Consider the following 16495-nt stretch of genomic DNA (forward strand, 5'->3'; position numbering starts at 1 on the left):
ATGGTACTTACTTCAAAATTATGATGGATAATATTCCTATTGTGAGCGATAACAGTATGGGAAACAATGTTGACCTCACTCAAATCAATCTTGACGATATCGAACGTATTGAAATCATTGAAGGCTCAATGGGTGTAACGCACGGAGCAAATGCTGTAAGCGGAATTCTAAACATCATCACAAAAAAAAATGCAAAACACAAATGGGAAATCGCAGCTTCAGTTCAAGAAGAAACGGTTGGTGAAGAATATGCCGTTTTTAACGAAGGACGTCATATTCAATCTTTAAAAATTTCCAATCAAATTACGGATAACTGGTTCGCATCCATCGGTTTAAATCGAAATGATTTCAGAGGTTATCTCGACAACCGTAAAGGAAAAGATTATTGGGAAACCGATATGTTACGTGGTTACACCTGGCTTCCAAAGCAGCAGTATTTCGGAAATGCGTTGGTAGGCTATTCCAAAGGAGATTTCAGAATTTTTTACAAGTTTGATTATCTAAATGAGAATATTGATTATTATGACCCATCAATCAAATCAGAAGTCATTCCTCCCTTTACCCCTAAATTATATACTAGCGATACACGCTTTTTAAGCAACCGTTTATACAACAACCTAAATGCTTCCGGAAATTTGTTCAGTTTGAAATATAATGCTTCAGTTTCGTATCAAAAACAAACCCGTAACAACGAATATTTCAGATATTATCAGGAAAATCAGGAAGAAACTAATTTAAGCGAAGAAATACAACAGGAAGCTGATGTTATTTATTCTACAGGTACACTTACTAATTTCTTCAAAAATTCAAAAGCCGATTTACAAATTGGTTACGAGCTGACTAACACTAAAGGTCATGCCTTAGTTGACGCTGAAAACCTAACCAAAGTTCATATTGAGAAGAGACTTGAGAATTATGATTTTTTTGTTGTTTCCGAGATTAAACTAACAGACAAATTTGCCGTACGACCTGGCTTACGTGCTTCGATTCAATCACTATTCGATTCACAATACGCAACATCTTTGGGACTACGACAACTGTTTGACAAACAATGGGAAGTTCGTGGAGCTATCGGGCAATCGTTCCGAACCCCGACTTTTGAAGAATTGTATTCCAGAATACAGTTTTCGGGACACAATTTTTACGGAAACGAGAACTTAATTCCTGAAACCAGCACCTCTTACGAAGTAAATCTGAAAAAAGAATTCGACATCAACACCAATACCGAGTTACTATCAAAAGCTGCGGCCGGATTTCTGGATGTAGACGATCGTATAGAAATGGCATTAGTCGGAACTAGTAGCAATGGTCCAATATATCAGTATATCAATATCAGCGCATATAAAATGTGGAATTTCTCTACCAATCATCAGTTTCGATATAAAAATTTCACAGCAAATGTTGGCGCAATTCTGGTAGGAATTTCACAGAAAATTGATGACGGAGAAGCTGTTTCAGATGATAAATTTTTATACAACCTTCAGGGCAATGTAAACCTTGCTTACGAATTCAAAAAAGCCAATACACTTGTTTCCTTATACTACAAATACAACGGAAAACAGCAACAGTTTGTAAGTTCGTCAGAAAACGGTCAGGCTGTTTACAAACTATCTGAAATCGAAGGCTATTCTTTTATGGACGCGTCAGTTCGTAAATCGTTCTTTAACAAACAGTTCGATGTAACCGTTGGGGCACGTAATATTTTAAATGTAACCCAAATTAATCAGGGAATCACTTCTGGAGCACACGCAACATCAAGTGCCATATTGTTGGGCTATGGTCGCTCCTATTTCTTAAAACTAGCATATAACCTTAATTTTTAATAAACATTTATACCTATGAAAAAAGCTATTTATTTTTTCCTTTCTGCCGTTGCTTTTACGGCAATGAGTTGTTCTGACGACGAAACCAGTACAGCCGAAACTCCAGCAGATGTTGCTTTTGTAGCACAAGCTGTTAACATTACCACAGAAGCTAATACGGTAAATGTGGCTTTCTCTAAAGCTACATCAGCGTCTGGAACAATCGTTTTAAACGTTGAAGCCACTAATGCAACTTACGGAACAGATTTTACAACGCTACCGGAAACAGTGAGCAACACTATTACGGTTCCATTTGCTTCTGGTGTTACTTCTACTTCTTTTACTTTCTCAAAATTAACCGATGCAATCGAAGGAGAAGCTAAAAATGTAAAATTTACAATCGCTTCAATTTCAGGAATTTCAGCTAATCATGAAGCTTCAAACAATTTTACAGTTTTGAATTTCAATGAAGTTCCGATGACCAATAACACGGTAACTCCAGCAATCGGCGGAAATACTTTCCCTAACAGTGTTTATATTGATTTAAGTTCTGGAAACTCAGAAGAAATCGTTAGAACAAATTGGGAATTAGGCTTTTATAGTGGTTCTGTTTTCAGAGTTGCTTTGAACCCAGCAATCAACAAATTAGCGGTTAAACAATTAGCTACAACAAACATCGACGAAGTTCAAGCTGAAGATGCAAGTGTAACTACTGGAAATTATGACCCTGCTTCTGCCGGATATATTGACAATCCTTATGGAAATATCGATGGAACTTCAATTGCGGAAATTTCAAGCAATGATGCAGAAAACAAAGTATATCTAGTAAACTTAGGACAAGCAGTTGCAACTACTCCTGCACCAGGAAGTGGTGTTGAAATGATTGGTGCTGACAGAGGTTGGAAAAAAATTCGAATCTTAAGAAACGGAAATGGCTATAAATTACTTTATGCTAATATTGACGCGACTACACATAGCGAATTAAACATCTCTAAAGATGAAGCATATAATTTTTCATTCGTAAGCTTAGTAAACGGAAGCGTAACTGCTGGAGAACCCTTAAAAGCGAAATGGGATATTACTATAGGAACATTTATGAATCATATTCCATATATGGGACAAAATATCTCTTACTACTATCCAGATTTTGTTACTTCAAACACTTTGGCTGGGACAAGAGTTTATCAGGTTTTGACATCAGAATCTACTTATGATGCATTTGCTTTAGCTAATGTTGATACTAATAAATTCAACACAACTGATGCTGCAGACAGAAGAGCCATTGGATCAAACTGGAGAGCGACGCAACCTTCTGCATCAGTAAGAACTGATCGTTTTTATGTAATCAAAGATGTAGCCGGTAATATCTACAAATTGAAATTTACAGCGATGTTAAACGGTGCAGGTGAAAGAGGAAACATCACTTTTGAATATGTAAAACTTTAATAGCTGATAACCATGAAAGCATTTAAAATTTTAATCATCATTCTGAATCTTTACGTTGGCGGATTCATGATTTACGGAAGTTTCGGAAAATTTAAAGAAACTCCAAAACCAACCGAAATTATTGAAAAAGTACAGAAAGGTGAAGAAGTTGCACCTTCTGAAGATGTTTTGAAAATCAAAAACTACATTTTCGGAATGAAGCAATCTGGCTATTTCTGGCCGTTTTTAGGAATTATGGAACTCTTGGCTGGTCTTTTATTGGTAAGTCAGTTATTTTCAAGAATCGGTGCTATTGTGGCATTGCCGTTAACTGTAAATATATTTCTGTTCCACTTATATTTAGAAGGACATGAAATTGGTGAATTAATCCAGACACTTTGTTTAGTAGTTGCAAATTGTGTGTTGATTGCCGCTTCGTATAAAGTTTGGAAACCGCTTCTACTGGACAAAACTGTTGTTCAGTTGAAGGAAGCTTAATCCGTACAACAGAAGCTTAAAAGCCGCCTAATTAAGGTGGCTTTTTTTATTGCAGAAATTTTTCAAACAAAAAAAGCTTCGAGGAAACTCGAAGCTTTCAGGGTGAATGAGGGGTCTCGAACCCCCGACCTTTGGAACCACAATCCAACGCTCTAACCAACTGAGCTACAATCACCATTTGTAGTGTTAATCAAGAATCAAATCCTGATTAGCGAGTGCAAATATAGCGCATTTCTCTGCTTTCGCAAATATTTTTTTAAAATTTTTACTTCAAATCGGCTAAACTATTGACTGCCACATATCTTTCTACAGTAAAACCTTCTCCAAAATCTGTGCCGATAAGTCTCCCTAAATCCTGCGAACGATAATGCAAGCTGTCCAAAAAATTTTTTGTAGCAATCGGCGTAATCGGTTCATTAGAATTCGGTTCATAAAATTGAGAACCATAAGCCATAATCGCTGCTATTTTCTTTTCTACGAAACCGGTAACATCCACCACAAAATCGGGCTCAATATTTTTCCATTGAATGTAATGATAAACCAGTTTCGGGCGCCAGGCTTCTTGACTTTCACCATCTAATTCGGTTTCGATTCTTCGAAGTCCTGATAAAAAACACGCGTCAGAAACTAATTTACTTCCTTTTCCGTGGTCGATATGACGATCATCAATAGCGTTGCACAAAACAATTTCAGGACGATATTTTCGAATCATTTTGATGATTTCCAATTGATGTTTTTCATCGTTTACAAAGAATCCGTCTCTAAATCGTAAATTCTCGCGAATCGAAACACCCAGAATCTTAGCCGCCGCAGCCGCTTCTTCATCTCTGATTTCTGCTGAACCTCGTGTACCTAATTCGCCTCTGGTTAAATCAACTATTCCGACTTTTTTGCCAAGTGCAATTTCTTTTGCGATTGTGGCGCCACAGCCTAATTCTACATCATCTGGATGTGCACCAAAAGCAAGTATGTCTAATTTTATCATTAATTCAATATTTTTTTAATGGTCATGGATTTGTTCACCGTTTCCAGAAATTCTTTGGATGGATTGCTTTCTTCAGTAATTCCGCAACCTATATATAAATGTGCTTTGTTTTCCGATGGTTCTACCTTCATGCATCTTAAATTTACAAAAAGATCTGCGTAGTTCCCTTTTTTGCTGATAAAATTCATGTTGAATTCCCCAAAAAAACCAGCATAATATTCTCTGTTGTAACCTTCGTTTGCAAGTATAAAGTCTTTGGCTTTCTGCTTCGGATAACCGCAAACTGCCGGTGTTGGATGCAAAATTTCAAGAACCGATTGCAAAACATTTGTTGCTTCCGGAAGCTTTGCCGAAATATCAGTTTTAATATGCAGTAAACTTCCAGCCTGAACGGTATAAGGTTCAGAAACAGCAGTTTCAGCAACGTGCTTTTTTAAATTCTCTACTATAAAATCGGTGACGAATTGCTGTTCTTTCTTCTCCTTATCTTTCCAATTAACGTTTTCTTTGCCTTTATCAACCTTTGTTCCAGCCAAGGCAACGGTTTGTAATTCGGAATTAGTCACTTTTAAAAGTTGTTCCGGACTTGCTCCCATCCACATTCCTACTTTCGGATGGTAAAAACAATATTTAAATGCCGATGGATAGGCCTGCAACATTCGCTCAAAAACCGACTGCACCTCAAAACCGTTCAAATCGAGCGTTTCTTTGCGTGACAAAACTACTTTTTGAAAGTTTCCGATGCTTATTTCTGAGATCGCTCTAGAAACTAAATTCTCAAACGAAACTTTAGCTTCATCATCAATTTCGTAAAAAACATTTGATTGCTGTGTTTTCTTCTCTAACGTAAATTCAGCAATCATAACTTTTTGCTGTTCTTCCGGAAACAAAACAATCTGATTACTTGAAAATGGTGCAAAAACAAAACCTCGCTCCTGAAATGTATGTACAAAATGTAATATGTCATTCTCCTGAAAAAGCCCAGTAACATAGCGTTTTCCAGGTTTGGAAAAAAGCACAAAAGGAAGTTTCAGCTCCAGATGTGAATGCATCATTTCAAACAATTCTTCCATATTATTTCTTTCTCGGTAAAACCATGTTGGTTAATTTACAAAGCGAAATCAATCGGTTCTCTTCATCAGTAATTCGGATTTCCCACAAATGAATACTCGCACCCTGATGAATAATTTTGGCCGTTCCGAAAACGGTTCCTTCCCGCTTACTTTTAAGATGATTAGCAGAAATTTCTATTCCTCTGACTTCTTGCTTTTCAGTATTGATAAACATCAGCGAAGCCGCACTACCAACGCTTTCCGCCAAAGCAACCATAGCACCGCCATGTAATAATCCCATGGGTTGATGCACTCTTGAATTTACTGGCATTTTGGCTTTTAACATACCTTCTTCGGCATCAATATATTCAATTTCAAGGGTTTCCATTAAGGTGTTTTTGCACCATTTATTGCATAAGGCGAGTACGTTTTCTTTATCAAAAATCATAGTCAATTAATTTACTCTGTAAAAATACTAAATTGTATTGTAAGAATTTGTGCGTTCAAACAAACTATTTATTATAAAAAAACGTTAATTTAGTAAGCTGAATTTTTTAAAAAAAGCAGTATTTTATCATTAAACCAAAACTATTTATGCGTTTTAACAAGTATCTGATTCTCTTCGTTTTATCTGCCTTAACCCTTTTGTCCTGCAGACAGGATTTCGAGTTTGAATACAGCACCGGAGGATTAGAATTTTCTAAAGAAACTGTCTATTTGGATACCGTTTTTACCAATATCGGTTCAAGCACTTATACTTTAAAGGTGTACAACAAAAGTGATAATGATATCAAAATCCCGAGAATTCAGTTAGGCGAAGGAAATGCATCAAAATACCGAATTACGGTAGACGGAATGATGGGTAACGATGACGACGGAAACGGAACTGGTGATGGAAAAATCTTCGAAAATATTGAATTACTTGCTAAAGACAGCATGTACATTTTCATTGAAACGACTATCAATTATGACGAATATGCCAATCCGGATTCCGAATATTTATATACCGATCAAATTGAGTTTCACAACATTGCAGGCGCTCCACAAACAGTAGATTTAATTACTTTGGTAAGAGATGCTTACTTTTTATTTCCACAGCGTTTTGGTGACGGAACTTACGAAACTTTACCCATCGGTGATGAAGAAATTTACGGTTTTTACTTAGACCATGCTGACCCAGACAACGGAGACGAATATCATTGGGGCAACGATAAACCTTATGTAATTTACGGTTACGCAGCAGTTCCAACTGGTGAAACACTCGCGATTGACCCGGGAGCTAAAATTCATTTCCATGCGGATTCCGGTTTAATTATTGGAAACGGAGCGACTGTTAACGCAATTGGTGCTTATTCCACTTATGACGCTGAAGGAAATATTTTAGTTGACAATGAAATTACTTTTGAAAGCGACCGATTGGAGCCCGATTTCTCCGATATTGCCGGTCAATGGGGAACGATTTGGATGACAGATGGAAGTACGGGAAGTTTCCAAAATGTAACCATTAAAAACGCAACAGTTGGTTTATTGATAGAACACAATTCCGGAACAGTTAGCTTGAAAGACCTACAAATTTACAACTGTACAAATTATGGAATTTTAGCAAAAACCGCTACTCTTGAAGGACAAAATGTAGTAATCAATAATTGCGGACAAGCCGGATTAGCTTGTTCTCTAGGCGGTGATTACGATTTCAAACACTGTACCTTTGCTAACTATTGGCCAAGACCAAACCAAGTTTCGGTTTCAATTGATAATGGTGACGGAACCCCTCAATTTGCATTAACCAATGCTCGTTTTGACAATTGTATCATTTACGGGTCAACCAGCTACGGTATTTCTTTGAAAAAAGAAGGAAATGATGCTTTTCCGTTTACGTTTAATCATTGTTTAATTAAGTTTTTCGATTTCGGACAATTCCAAAATAATCCGTTATATCCAATTGCTAATACAACTGATTATCAAAACTGTATCATTGCCAGAAATTCAAACACTAACAAACCGGATTATCTGAATCCTCAAAACAATAAATTAATCATCGGATTGGATTCGGCAGCCAAAAACTCTGCGGATGCAAGTGTAGCCAGCGGAACTTTCGATATTTTAGGAAATCCCAGAACAGCAACTTCTTGGGACATGGGTGCTTATAATGCTATTTCATTTGAATAAACCAAAAATCAATACATTATGAACAAAACAATTTTTACTTTGGCAATCGCTTCGTTAAGTTTAGTTGCCTGCAAAAAAGACGGAGAAAAGGCAGACTCTCAGTCAACAGTAGATTCTACAGCGGCTAAAACTGAAGATGCGGCTGCGGCTGTAATCCCTGATTCTGCGGCTGTAATGCAAGCCTGGACGGAATATGCGACTCCGGGAGACGCTCACAAAAAAATGGCAAAAGACAACGGAATGTGGGATGAAGACATGACTTCATGGCACAGCGCCGGAGCAGAACCAATGAAAATGAAAATGACTGCAGAATTCAAAACCATTTTCGATGGTAAATATCAGGAAGCAGTTCACAAAGGCGATTTCATGGGAATGCCGTTTGAAGGAAAAAGCACTTTAGCTTACGACAATGCAGCTAAAGAATATGTTTCCACTTGGATTGACAATATGAGTACCGGAATTATGGTGATGCGCGGAAATTATGACGAAGCTTCTAAAACTTTCAAAATGGAAGGTGAATGCATTGATCCGGTAACCAAGAAAAAGAAAAAAATGCGTGAAGTAATCACCATGATGGACGAAAACACTCAAAAAATGGAGATGTTTGACACCGGATACGACGGAAAAGAGTTCAAAAACATGGAAATTATCATGACCAGAAGAAAATAAATTCTTTAAAGATTTTTTATTAAAAGCACAGGTTAAATCTTGTGCTTTTTTTATTCTTTCAAACTTTGTTAACTGACTTTTTTAGAATAAATTTGCACTTTCAAAACAACAACACAACCAATACGCTTCTTCCTTAGAAACGTGTTGATTAAAACAACTACATACAATGATTCATTTCTTCGGAAACCAAACGAACACTGTTTTTGCAGTTCAATCGCAAAACGAATTATCGACTGAAGATAGCAACAAATTAAACTGGCTTTTTGGCAACGCACATAAAATAGAGAAATCCGCACTGTCGGATTTTTTTGTTGGACCACGTGCCGCCATGATTACGCCTTGGAGTACCAATGCTGTTGAAATTACTCAGAATATGGGTATTTCAGGCATCATCCGAATTGAAGAATTTGAAAAATCTACTTCAGATTTCAACACTTTCGATCCGATGATTTCGCAAAAATATGCGGAATTGAATCAGGAGATTTTTACCATCAACATTCAGCCGGAAGCCATTTTGAATATTGATGATATCGCTGCCTACAACAAACAAGAAGGTTTGGCTTTGAGCGATGAAGAAGTAGAATATTTGAATGATTTATCGGTTAAAATCGGAAGAAAATTAACGGATTCTGAAGTTTTTGCTTTCTCACAAGCCAATTCAGAACATTGTCGCCACAAAATCTTCAACGGAACTTTTGTGGTGGATGGTGAAGAAAAACCGACATCCTTATTCAAGTTAATCAAGAAAACATCCGAAACAAATCCTAACGATATTGTTTCAGCTTATAAAGACAACGTTGCTTTTGTTAAAGGACCAAAAGTGACGCAATTCGCTCCAAAAAGTGCCGATAAACCTGATTTTTACCAGGAGAAAGAATTTGATTCGGTTCTTTCATTAAAAGCAGAAACCCACAACTTCCCTACTACGGTTGAGCCATTCAGTGGTGCTGCAACGGGTTCTGGTGGAGAAATTCGTGACCGTTTAGCAGGTGGACAAGGTTCATTGCCATTAGCGGGAACTGCAGTTTACATGACTTCGTATTCTCGTTTAGAAAATGATAGAACTTGGGAAGAAGCCATGAACGAAAGACCTTGGTTGTACCAAACGCCAATGGATATCTTAATCAAAGCATCCAACGGAGCTTCCGATTTCGGTAACAAATTCGGCCAGCCATTAATTACAGGTTCAATTTTAACTTTCGAACACGAGGAAAACAACCGCAAAATAGGTTACGACAAAGTAATCATGCAGGCAGGTGGAATCGGTTACGGAAAATTAGACCAAGCAATCAAAAAGAAACCACAGGAAGGCGATAAAATCGTAATCCTTGGTGGAGAAAATTATAGAATCGGAATGGGTGGTGCTGCGGTTTCCTCTGCAGATACAGGTGCTTTCGGTTCAGGAATCGAATTGAATGCTATCCAACGTTCGAATCCGGAAATGCAAAAACGTGCTGCCAATGCCATTCGTGGTTTGGTGGAAAGCGACAACAATCCAATCGTGTCGATTCACGATCATGGTGCGGGTGGTCACTTAAACTGTCTTTCGGAATTAGTTGAAGATACGGGTGGTTTAATCGATTTAGATAAATTACCAGTTGGTGACCCTACCCTTTCGGCTAAAGAAATCATCGGAAACGAATCTCAGGAAAGAATGGGATTAGTTATCGGAGAAGAAAACATTGATATTTTACAGAAAATTGCTGACCGTGAGCGTTCGCCAATGTATCAGGTTGGAGATGTGACTTCAGATCACCGTTTTACATTCGAATCCAAAACAACTGGCGCAAAACCGATGGATTATGCTTTGGAAGATTTCTTCGGAAGTTCACCAAAAACCATCATGACCGACAAAACGGTTGCGACAAATTATTCAGACTTAAATTATTCAACTGAAAATATTCCAACCTATTTAAACCAAGTTTTGCAATTAGAAGCAGTAGCTTGTAAAGATTGGTTAACCAACAAAGTCGACCGTTGTGTGGGCGGACGCGTTGCCAAACAACAATGTGCCGGACCATTACAATTACCACTAAACAACGCTGGGGTTATGGCGTTGGATTTCAAAGGAAAAGAAGGAATTGCTACTTCAATCGGACACTCTCCTATTGCAGCTTTGGTTAATCCTGTTGCGGGTTCAAGAACTGCGATTGCAGAAGCATTATCCAACATCGTTTGGGCTCCGTTAAAAGACGGTTTAAAATCGGTTTCGCTTTCTGCAAACTGGATGTGGGCTTGTAAAAATGAAGGAGAAGACGCAAGATTATACGAAGCAGTAAAAGGTTGTTCGGATTTCGCTATTGAATTAGGCATCAATATTCCAACCGGAAAAGATTCGCTTTCCATGAAACAGAAATATCCGAACGATGAAGTAATCGCACCGGGAACGGTTATTATTTCGGCAGCCGGAAACTGTTCAAATATTACTAAAGTTGTGGAACCTGTTCTGAAAAGAAACGGCGGAAACATCTACTATATCAATTTATCACAGGACACTTTCAAATTAGGTGGTTCTTCTTTGGCTCAGATTTTAAACAAAATTGGTTCTGAAGTTCCTACCATTCAAAATACGGAATTCTTCAAAAAAGCGTTCAATGTTTTACAGGATTTAATTAAAGACCGTAAAATTATGGCCGGACACGACGTAGGAAGCGGTGGTTTAATCACTACTTTATTGGAAATGTGTTTTGCCGATGTGAAATTAGGCGCTTCGTTCGATTTAACTTCGTTAGGCGAAAAAGACACAGTGAAAGCTTTGTTCAACGAAAATATCGGTTTGGTTTTCCAGGCTGATACAGAAGTTGAAGCGGTTTTTGCTCAAAATAATATCGAGATTTTCAACATTGGTTCCGTTGTGGAAGGCGATGTGGTTACTTTCATCAACAATGACGATGCTTTCACATTAAGTATTTCAAAATTAAGAGATACTTGGTTCAAAACGTCTTTCCTTTTGGATTCAAAACAATCGAAAAACGGAATGGCAGCTGCACGTTACGAAAACTACAAAAAACAACCGCTAACCTATACTTTCCCATCTCATTTTGACGGAAAAGCACCAGTTATCGACAATTCAAAACCAAGGCCAAAAGCTGCTATTATCCGTGAAAAAGGAAGTAATTCCGAGCGTGAAATGGCAAACTCAATGTATTTGGCAGGATTCGATGTTAAAGATGTTCACATGACGGATTTGATTTCAGGCCGTGAAACTTTGGAAGACATTCAATTCATTGGAGCAGTTGGTGGATTCTCAAATTCAGACGTTTTAGGTTCTGCTAAAGGTTGGGCCGGAGCGTTTTTATACAACGAAAAAGCAAATACCGCATTGAAGAATTTCTTCAACCGTGAAGATACTTTGTCAGTTGGAATTTGTAACGGATGTCAGTTGTTCATGGAATTGGAATTGATCAATCCGGAGCATGAAGTTCACGGAAAAATGCTTCACAACAATTCACAGAAACACGAAAGTAACTTTACTTCAGTGACGGTACAGAAAAATAATTCGGTAATGCTTTCTTCATTGGAAGGCACTACTTTAGGGGTTTGGATTTCTCATGGTGAAGGTAAATTCAATCTACCATATTCCGAAGATAAATACAACATCGTTGGAAAATATGGTTATGAAGAATATCCTGCAAATCCGAACGGTTCAGCTTTCAACACGGCAATGATGTGTGACAAAACCGGTCGTCACTTGGTAACGATGCCACATATTGAGCGTTCAACTTTCCCTTGGAACTGGGCTCATTATCCGGATAACGGACACAAAGATGAAGTTACGCCATGGCATGAAGCTTTTGTGAACGCAAGAAAATGGATTGAAGCAAAAAAATAATTCAAAATAAACTATGAAAAAAGCACTTTTTTTAATCTTGCTTTCAATATCCTTTTTTCTTTTTTCTTGTCAATCTTCAGATTCTGAAGCAAGTAACAATTCCATTGTTGACACTTTTAAATTGCTTACTATTACCAGTGAAGGCGAAGTTTATGAAATTGGAAATAATTCTGGAGAAACAATTAAAATTGGACAAATTGAAAACAATCACAACTTAATAATGCTTTCTACTTTAAGTAATGTTGGTGATAAAATTTATTCGTTAGAAGCCACTTTATCTCAACCGAATGTGCTCATTGTTTTTAATAAATCTACCGGAAACACAACTAACATACAATTGAATTTACCTAGCTCGGTGACCGCAAATATGTTAGAACCAATTGTTACTTCTCTCGAATATGATGGAACAAAACTTATAGCAATTGTAAGTGAAAATATGCCAAATGATGAGCGACCTAACAAGATTGTTTCAATAAATCTTCAAAACTATGAAATCACAGATTTAGAAATAAATTTTTATCAACGAAGCATAACTTCAACTGAATTAATAAATAACAAATTATATCTTTCAACCCTCACAGAAGGTTTAGTTGAAATAGATTTAGTACAAAAAACTACTACAGAATTGTTAGCAAATTCAGAATCTATAAACAGTACCAGATTAGCTAAAATAAATAATTCTAAAATAGCCCTGATGAAAAGAGGGAACACTAACATTATCAACGGAGTCAGACCTTTCGAATATAATTTGGATAATTTTTCTATTTCTGATAAATCAGTTGGCCAGGTATATGCAGTTGGAAGCAATAATGGGGGTTCCGTTTTTCATAATGGTGAATATTTAAATATAATTTTCAATACAAATAGTAAACTGGGAATTCTAAAGATTAACTATCAAACTAATAATTCCGACTTTGTAGAACTAGATTACAATCTTATAGGATCAAATGCGATAATTGTAGATTTGCTTTTTGATTAAGATACATCAATATAACAAACAAAAAAGCTGTCAAAATTGACAGCTTTTTTTTATTTAATAGAATCTTTTCTCGATTTATAATTGTGAAGATAATCTCCTTTTGGTTTTCCTAAATCGAAGGAACTCCATTTTGTTAAAAATCTTGTGGATGTTCTGGCTTTATCTTTATCCATTCCTTCATATTCAATTCGATATAAAGCTGAATACATTTCCGCTCGACCAACACCGTGATAACAATGAATTAAAACAGGATAATTATCCGGATTGTCCATGATTTTAAAAAAAGTATCCAAATTGTGTTGCTTCGGAACTTGGTCAGAACCGTTATTGAAATAATTAACACCCGGAATCTTAGCAATAGCTTCTTTTTCAGCGGTTAATTCTTCCGGAATTTCTGGGTTGTTGACATCATCACCAGTTCCGGGGAAACGTAAATCGACTACACTTTTTATATTGTGTTCTTTAATGTAATCTTCTAATTCATCTGGTGGAATTACACCACTTTTATATACTTTTCCTTCGGTAATCGTTTCAAAATTGTGATTGATGTGCATATCGTACACATACTTTCCGCCAAAAATCGCGGCTGCAACCAAAACAACTATTGCAATTTTTTTCTTCATACTAATTATTGTAATATAATTTCTGATCTATAATTCTAGCGAAATAATCCTGAATGAAAGCTTTACAGGCTTCACCCGTGGCAATCATTTCAGTATTTTTCTTGCTTATAAGGTTCTTTTTCAGATTTTTATCCTCTTTACTGTAAAAACCTGTAATTTGATTTCCTTCAAAAGTACAAATATAATTTCCACGTTGAAACTGATACTGATTTCCACTATAATTTATAACGTATGGTTGTGTGTTTTTATCCCCAACTAAACTTCTTCCCCAACTTCTAAATGGTTTATCATAACCAATCAAATCTAAAACAGTTGGATAAATATCTATCTGTTGGGCCAGATCCATGTTTTTCCCCTTTAAACTTCCATCTGGTTTGTAAAATAAAATTGGTACAGCCTGACGATTGATAATTTTACTATATGCTTCATAAGTTGTCAGGTTACCATGATCTGCTGTAATTATAAAGATAGTATTGTTAAACCATGGTTGTTTTTTGGCTTCCTCGAAAAATCTTTTGAAAGCAAAATCAGTATAACCAACACATTGATGCATCGGATTATCCGTTTTAGGAAACTTTCCTTTATACTTTTCAGGGACAATATAAGGTTCATGGGAAGAAACAGTAAAAATTGCACTGAAAAAAGGGGCTTTCTTTTTATCTAATTCCTGCTTCATGAATTGCATAAATGGCTCGTCCCAAATACCCCAATTGCCGTCGAAATCAGAGTCATTATTATATTCTGTTTTACCATAATAATGATCGAAACCTAAAATATTTCCGAAGCCTAAAAAGCCCATCGATCCATTTGGCGCTCCATGAAAAAAAGAAGTATCATACCCCATTTCTTTAAGTGTTGATACCAACGATTGTATTTTTTGTTTTGGAAATGGTGATGATGTAAAAGCATCTTTAAACGAAGGTATTCCTGCAATAACTGAAGACATTCCATGTATCGATTTACTGCCGTTAGCAAATCCGTTAGGAAAAATTAGACTTTGTTGCGCTAACGAATCCAGAAAAGGTGTATAACTTACATAATCTTTGATATTCATTTCCTCATTAAAAGCTCCCCAATATTCTCTTCCGTAACTTTCGGTAATTATTAGTACAATATTTGGTGTTGTTTTAGGATTATTGTTGTATCGCTTTATTGGGTGAAAATTAGTTTCGATAACTTTTGCATCAACTAAATCAACCTTTTTAAAACTTGTTTTTCCGATGGTACGCATTATTGAAAACGGTGTATTCAATACAACATCAGAATGTGCCGGTTGTTTTACGTACCTGCTGGCATCAATCATATTCAATGGTCTGGTACTTTTCTTAAAATCACCTCGGATTCCTCCAATTGCCAATGTAGCGATAACTAAAACCCCAACAACTGAAGACACAAAATAAGTTAAAGGTTTCTCTGGTTTTTGATAGTCTACTTTAACAAACTTATAAAGATAAATCCACAAAATAGCTAATACAATGAACAACAAATACACGTGCCAATAACTTACCATGAACCTGAAAAACATATTCCCTTTATTGGTTTCATGCTCCAAAACATCAATAACGGCAATAGTGGTTCGGGAATAAATGTATTTGTAGTAAATAAAATCTACAAAATTCGCAGAATAAGCTATAAAATTGAAAATGAAGTAAATATATTTTAAAACCTTTTGGTAACCTTCTTTAGTATTAATCCAAAAAGGGAAAATTGACAGTAAGATAAATAATCCGTTAGTATAAAGAATCGCTGTAGTATCGAATGCCATTCCGTGGTACTGCAAACTAAAAAAATCTGCTACAGAATCTACTTTAAGCAACTTATTATTGTAAAAAACAAATAACAATCTGGCCAAAAAATAAAAAAAATAAGCTAAAAAGAGTCTATAAAACAGTGCTTTATATTCTTCTAAACGAAAAAATTTCTTCATGTTAAATTAATGGAAATCAGTAAAATTGGTCGTCAAAATTACAAAATATCGTTAGTTTTTATCAAGTATTATTAAAACTTTAAACAAATTTTATTATTTTTTTTATAATTTGCAGTTGCTAAAAACACTAACTTATGACTAACGTTACCCGCCTTTTTGATTTTCCTTATTATCAATTGGAAAAATACAATCTCTCAGACGCATTAGTTACAAAATACGATGGAGAATGGATTAAAACTTCAACCAAAGAATATCTTGACAAAGCCAATGCTATTTCACGAGCATTACTTCGTTTAGGAGTTCAGAAAAATGATAAAATTGCGATCATTTCCTCGAACAACAGAACAGAGTGGCATATTACTGACATAGGAACTTTACAGACCGGAGCACAGACAGTTCCAATGTATCCGACTATTTCGGCGGAAGATTACGAGTACATTCTAAACCACTCGGAATCTAAATATGTATTCGTTTCTGACCAGGAGGTTTATAATAAGTTAATCAGTGTAAAAGCAAATATTCCATCTTTAAAAG

Annotated in this window: 13 protein-coding genes and 1 tRNA gene; 8 read left to right on the forward strand and 6 right to left on the reverse strand. The window is 36.1% G+C overall.

Features of this window, described 5'->3' with window-relative positions; all coding sequences use genetic code 11:
* The 3 genes from RUH60_RS10705 to RUH60_RS10715 form a co-directional block, all read left to right on the forward strand.
* Positions 1–1823 (forward strand): TonB-dependent receptor domain-containing protein (locus tag RUH60_RS10705; protein WP_313808165.1); only part of this gene is annotated, 1823 nt, incomplete at its 5' end.
* A gap of 15 nt (positions 1824–1838) precedes the next feature.
* Positions 1839–3248, forward strand: coding sequence for an HmuY family protein (locus RUH60_RS10710; protein WP_313808167.1), 1410 nt, complete (start codon positions 1839–1841; stop codon positions 3246–3248).
* 12 nt (positions 3249–3260) lie between these two features.
* Positions 3261–3725, forward strand: coding sequence for a DoxX family protein (locus tag RUH60_RS10715; RefSeq protein ID WP_313808169.1), 465 nt, complete (start codon positions 3261–3263; stop codon positions 3723–3725).
* 100 nt (positions 3726–3825) lie between these two features.
* Here RUH60_RS10715 and RUH60_RS10720 read toward each other — a convergent pair.
* From RUH60_RS10720 to RUH60_RS10735, 4 genes are all read right to left on the reverse strand, one after another.
* A tRNA-His gene (locus RUH60_RS10720) sits at positions 3826–3901 on the reverse strand.
* A gap of 89 nt (positions 3902–3990) precedes the next feature.
* Positions 3991–4707, reverse strand: coding sequence for a bacillithiol biosynthesis deacetylase BshB1 (bshB1, locus tag RUH60_RS10725; RefSeq protein WP_313808188.1), 717 nt, complete (start codon positions 4705–4707; stop codon positions 3991–3993).
* A 2-nt stretch (positions 4708–4709) separates the two neighbouring features.
* Entirely contained in the window at positions 4710–5783 is a 1074-nt protein-coding gene (locus RUH60_RS10730) for an isochorismate synthase (RefSeq protein WP_313808171.1), read from the reverse strand.
* A 1-nt stretch (position 5784) separates the two neighbouring features.
* Positions 5785–6210, reverse strand: coding sequence for a hotdog fold thioesterase (locus tag RUH60_RS10735; RefSeq protein ID WP_313808173.1), 426 nt, complete (start codon positions 6208–6210; stop codon positions 5785–5787).
* Between the two features lie 146 nt (positions 6211–6356).
* Between RUH60_RS10735 and RUH60_RS10740 the strand changes: the two genes are divergently transcribed.
* The 4 genes from RUH60_RS10740 to RUH60_RS10755 all read left to right on the forward strand — a co-directional run bounded on the left by RUH60_RS10740 (position 6357) and on the right by RUH60_RS10755 (position 13411).
* Entirely contained in the window at positions 6357–7931 is a 1575-nt protein-coding gene (locus RUH60_RS10740) for a right-handed parallel beta-helix repeat-containing protein (RefSeq protein WP_313808174.1), read from the forward strand.
* An 18-nt stretch (positions 7932–7949) separates the two neighbouring features.
* Positions 7950–8600, forward strand: coding sequence for a DUF1579 domain-containing protein (locus RUH60_RS10745; RefSeq protein ID WP_313808176.1), 651 nt, complete (start codon positions 7950–7952; stop codon positions 8598–8600).
* 166 nt (positions 8601–8766) lie between these two features.
* Entirely contained in the window at positions 8767–12432 is a 3666-nt protein-coding gene (gene purL / locus RUH60_RS10750; protein WP_313808178.1) for a phosphoribosylformylglycinamidine synthase, read from the forward strand.
* A gap of 13 nt (positions 12433–12445) precedes the next feature.
* Positions 12446–13411: a hypothetical protein gene (locus RUH60_RS10755; RefSeq protein ID WP_313808180.1), complete on the forward strand. Its 966-nt coding sequence runs from the start codon at positions 12446–12448 to the stop codon at positions 13409–13411.
* 50 nt (positions 13412–13461) lie between these two features.
* Here RUH60_RS10755 and RUH60_RS10760 read toward each other — a convergent pair whose 3' ends face one another.
* Positions 13462–14034 (reverse strand): dual specificity protein phosphatase family protein, encoded by a 573-nt coding sequence (locus RUH60_RS10760; RefSeq protein ID WP_313808182.1) that lies wholly within the window; start codon positions 14032–14034, stop codon positions 13462–13464.
* Position 14035: 1 nt separating this feature from the next.
* On the reverse strand, positions 14036–15961 hold the full coding sequence (locus RUH60_RS10765) for a sulfatase-like hydrolase/transferase (protein WP_313808184.1): 1926 nt from the start codon (positions 15959–15961) through the stop codon (positions 14036–14038).
* A gap of 134 nt (positions 15962–16095) precedes the next feature.
* Here RUH60_RS10765 and RUH60_RS10770 point away from each other — a divergent pair.
* A partial coding sequence (locus RUH60_RS10770) for an AMP-binding protein (protein WP_313808186.1) occupies positions 16096–16495 on the forward strand: 400 nt, incomplete at its 3' end.

Origin of the sequence: Flavobacterium sp. (genome assembly GCF_032153895.1) — a bacterium.
Taxonomy (GTDB): Bacteria; Bacteroidota; Bacteroidia; order Flavobacteriales; family Flavobacteriaceae; genus Flavobacterium.

Excerpts from the sequence above, each read along its gene's own strand:
- RUH60_RS10710 (WP_313808167.1), top strand. The coding sequence starts at position 1,839 with ATGAAAAAAGCTATTTATTTTTTCCTTTCTGCCGTTGCTTTTACGGCA.
- RUH60_RS10715 (WP_313808169.1), top strand. The coding sequence starts at position 3,261 with ATGAAAGCATTTAAAATTTTAATCATCATTCTGAATCTTTACGTTGGC.
- RUH60_RS10730 (WP_313808171.1), bottom strand. The coding sequence starts at position 5,783 with ATGGAAGAATTGTTTGAAATGATGCATTCACATCTGGAGCTGAAACTT.
- RUH60_RS10735 (WP_313808173.1), bottom strand. The coding sequence starts at position 6,210 with ATGATTTTTGATAAAGAAAACGTACTCGCCTTATGCAATAAATGGTGC.
- RUH60_RS10740 (WP_313808174.1), top strand. The coding sequence starts at position 6,357 with ATGCGTTTTAACAAGTATCTGATTCTCTTCGTTTTATCTGCCTTAACC.
- RUH60_RS10745 (WP_313808176.1), top strand. The coding sequence starts at position 7,950 with ATGAACAAAACAATTTTTACTTTGGCAATCGCTTCGTTAAGTTTAGTT.
- purL (WP_313808178.1), top strand. The coding sequence starts at position 8,767 with ATGATTCATTTCTTCGGAAACCAAACGAACACTGTTTTTGCAGTTCAA.
- RUH60_RS10755 (WP_313808180.1), top strand. The coding sequence starts at position 12,446 with ATGAAAAAAGCACTTTTTTTAATCTTGCTTTCAATATCCTTTTTTCTT.
- RUH60_RS10760 (WP_313808182.1), bottom strand. The coding sequence starts at position 14,034 with ATGAAGAAAAAAATTGCAATAGTTGTTTTGGTTGCAGCCGCGATTTTT.
- RUH60_RS10765 (WP_313808184.1), bottom strand. The coding sequence starts at position 15,961 with ATGAAGAAATTTTTTCGTTTAGAAGAATATAAAGCACTGTTTTATAGA.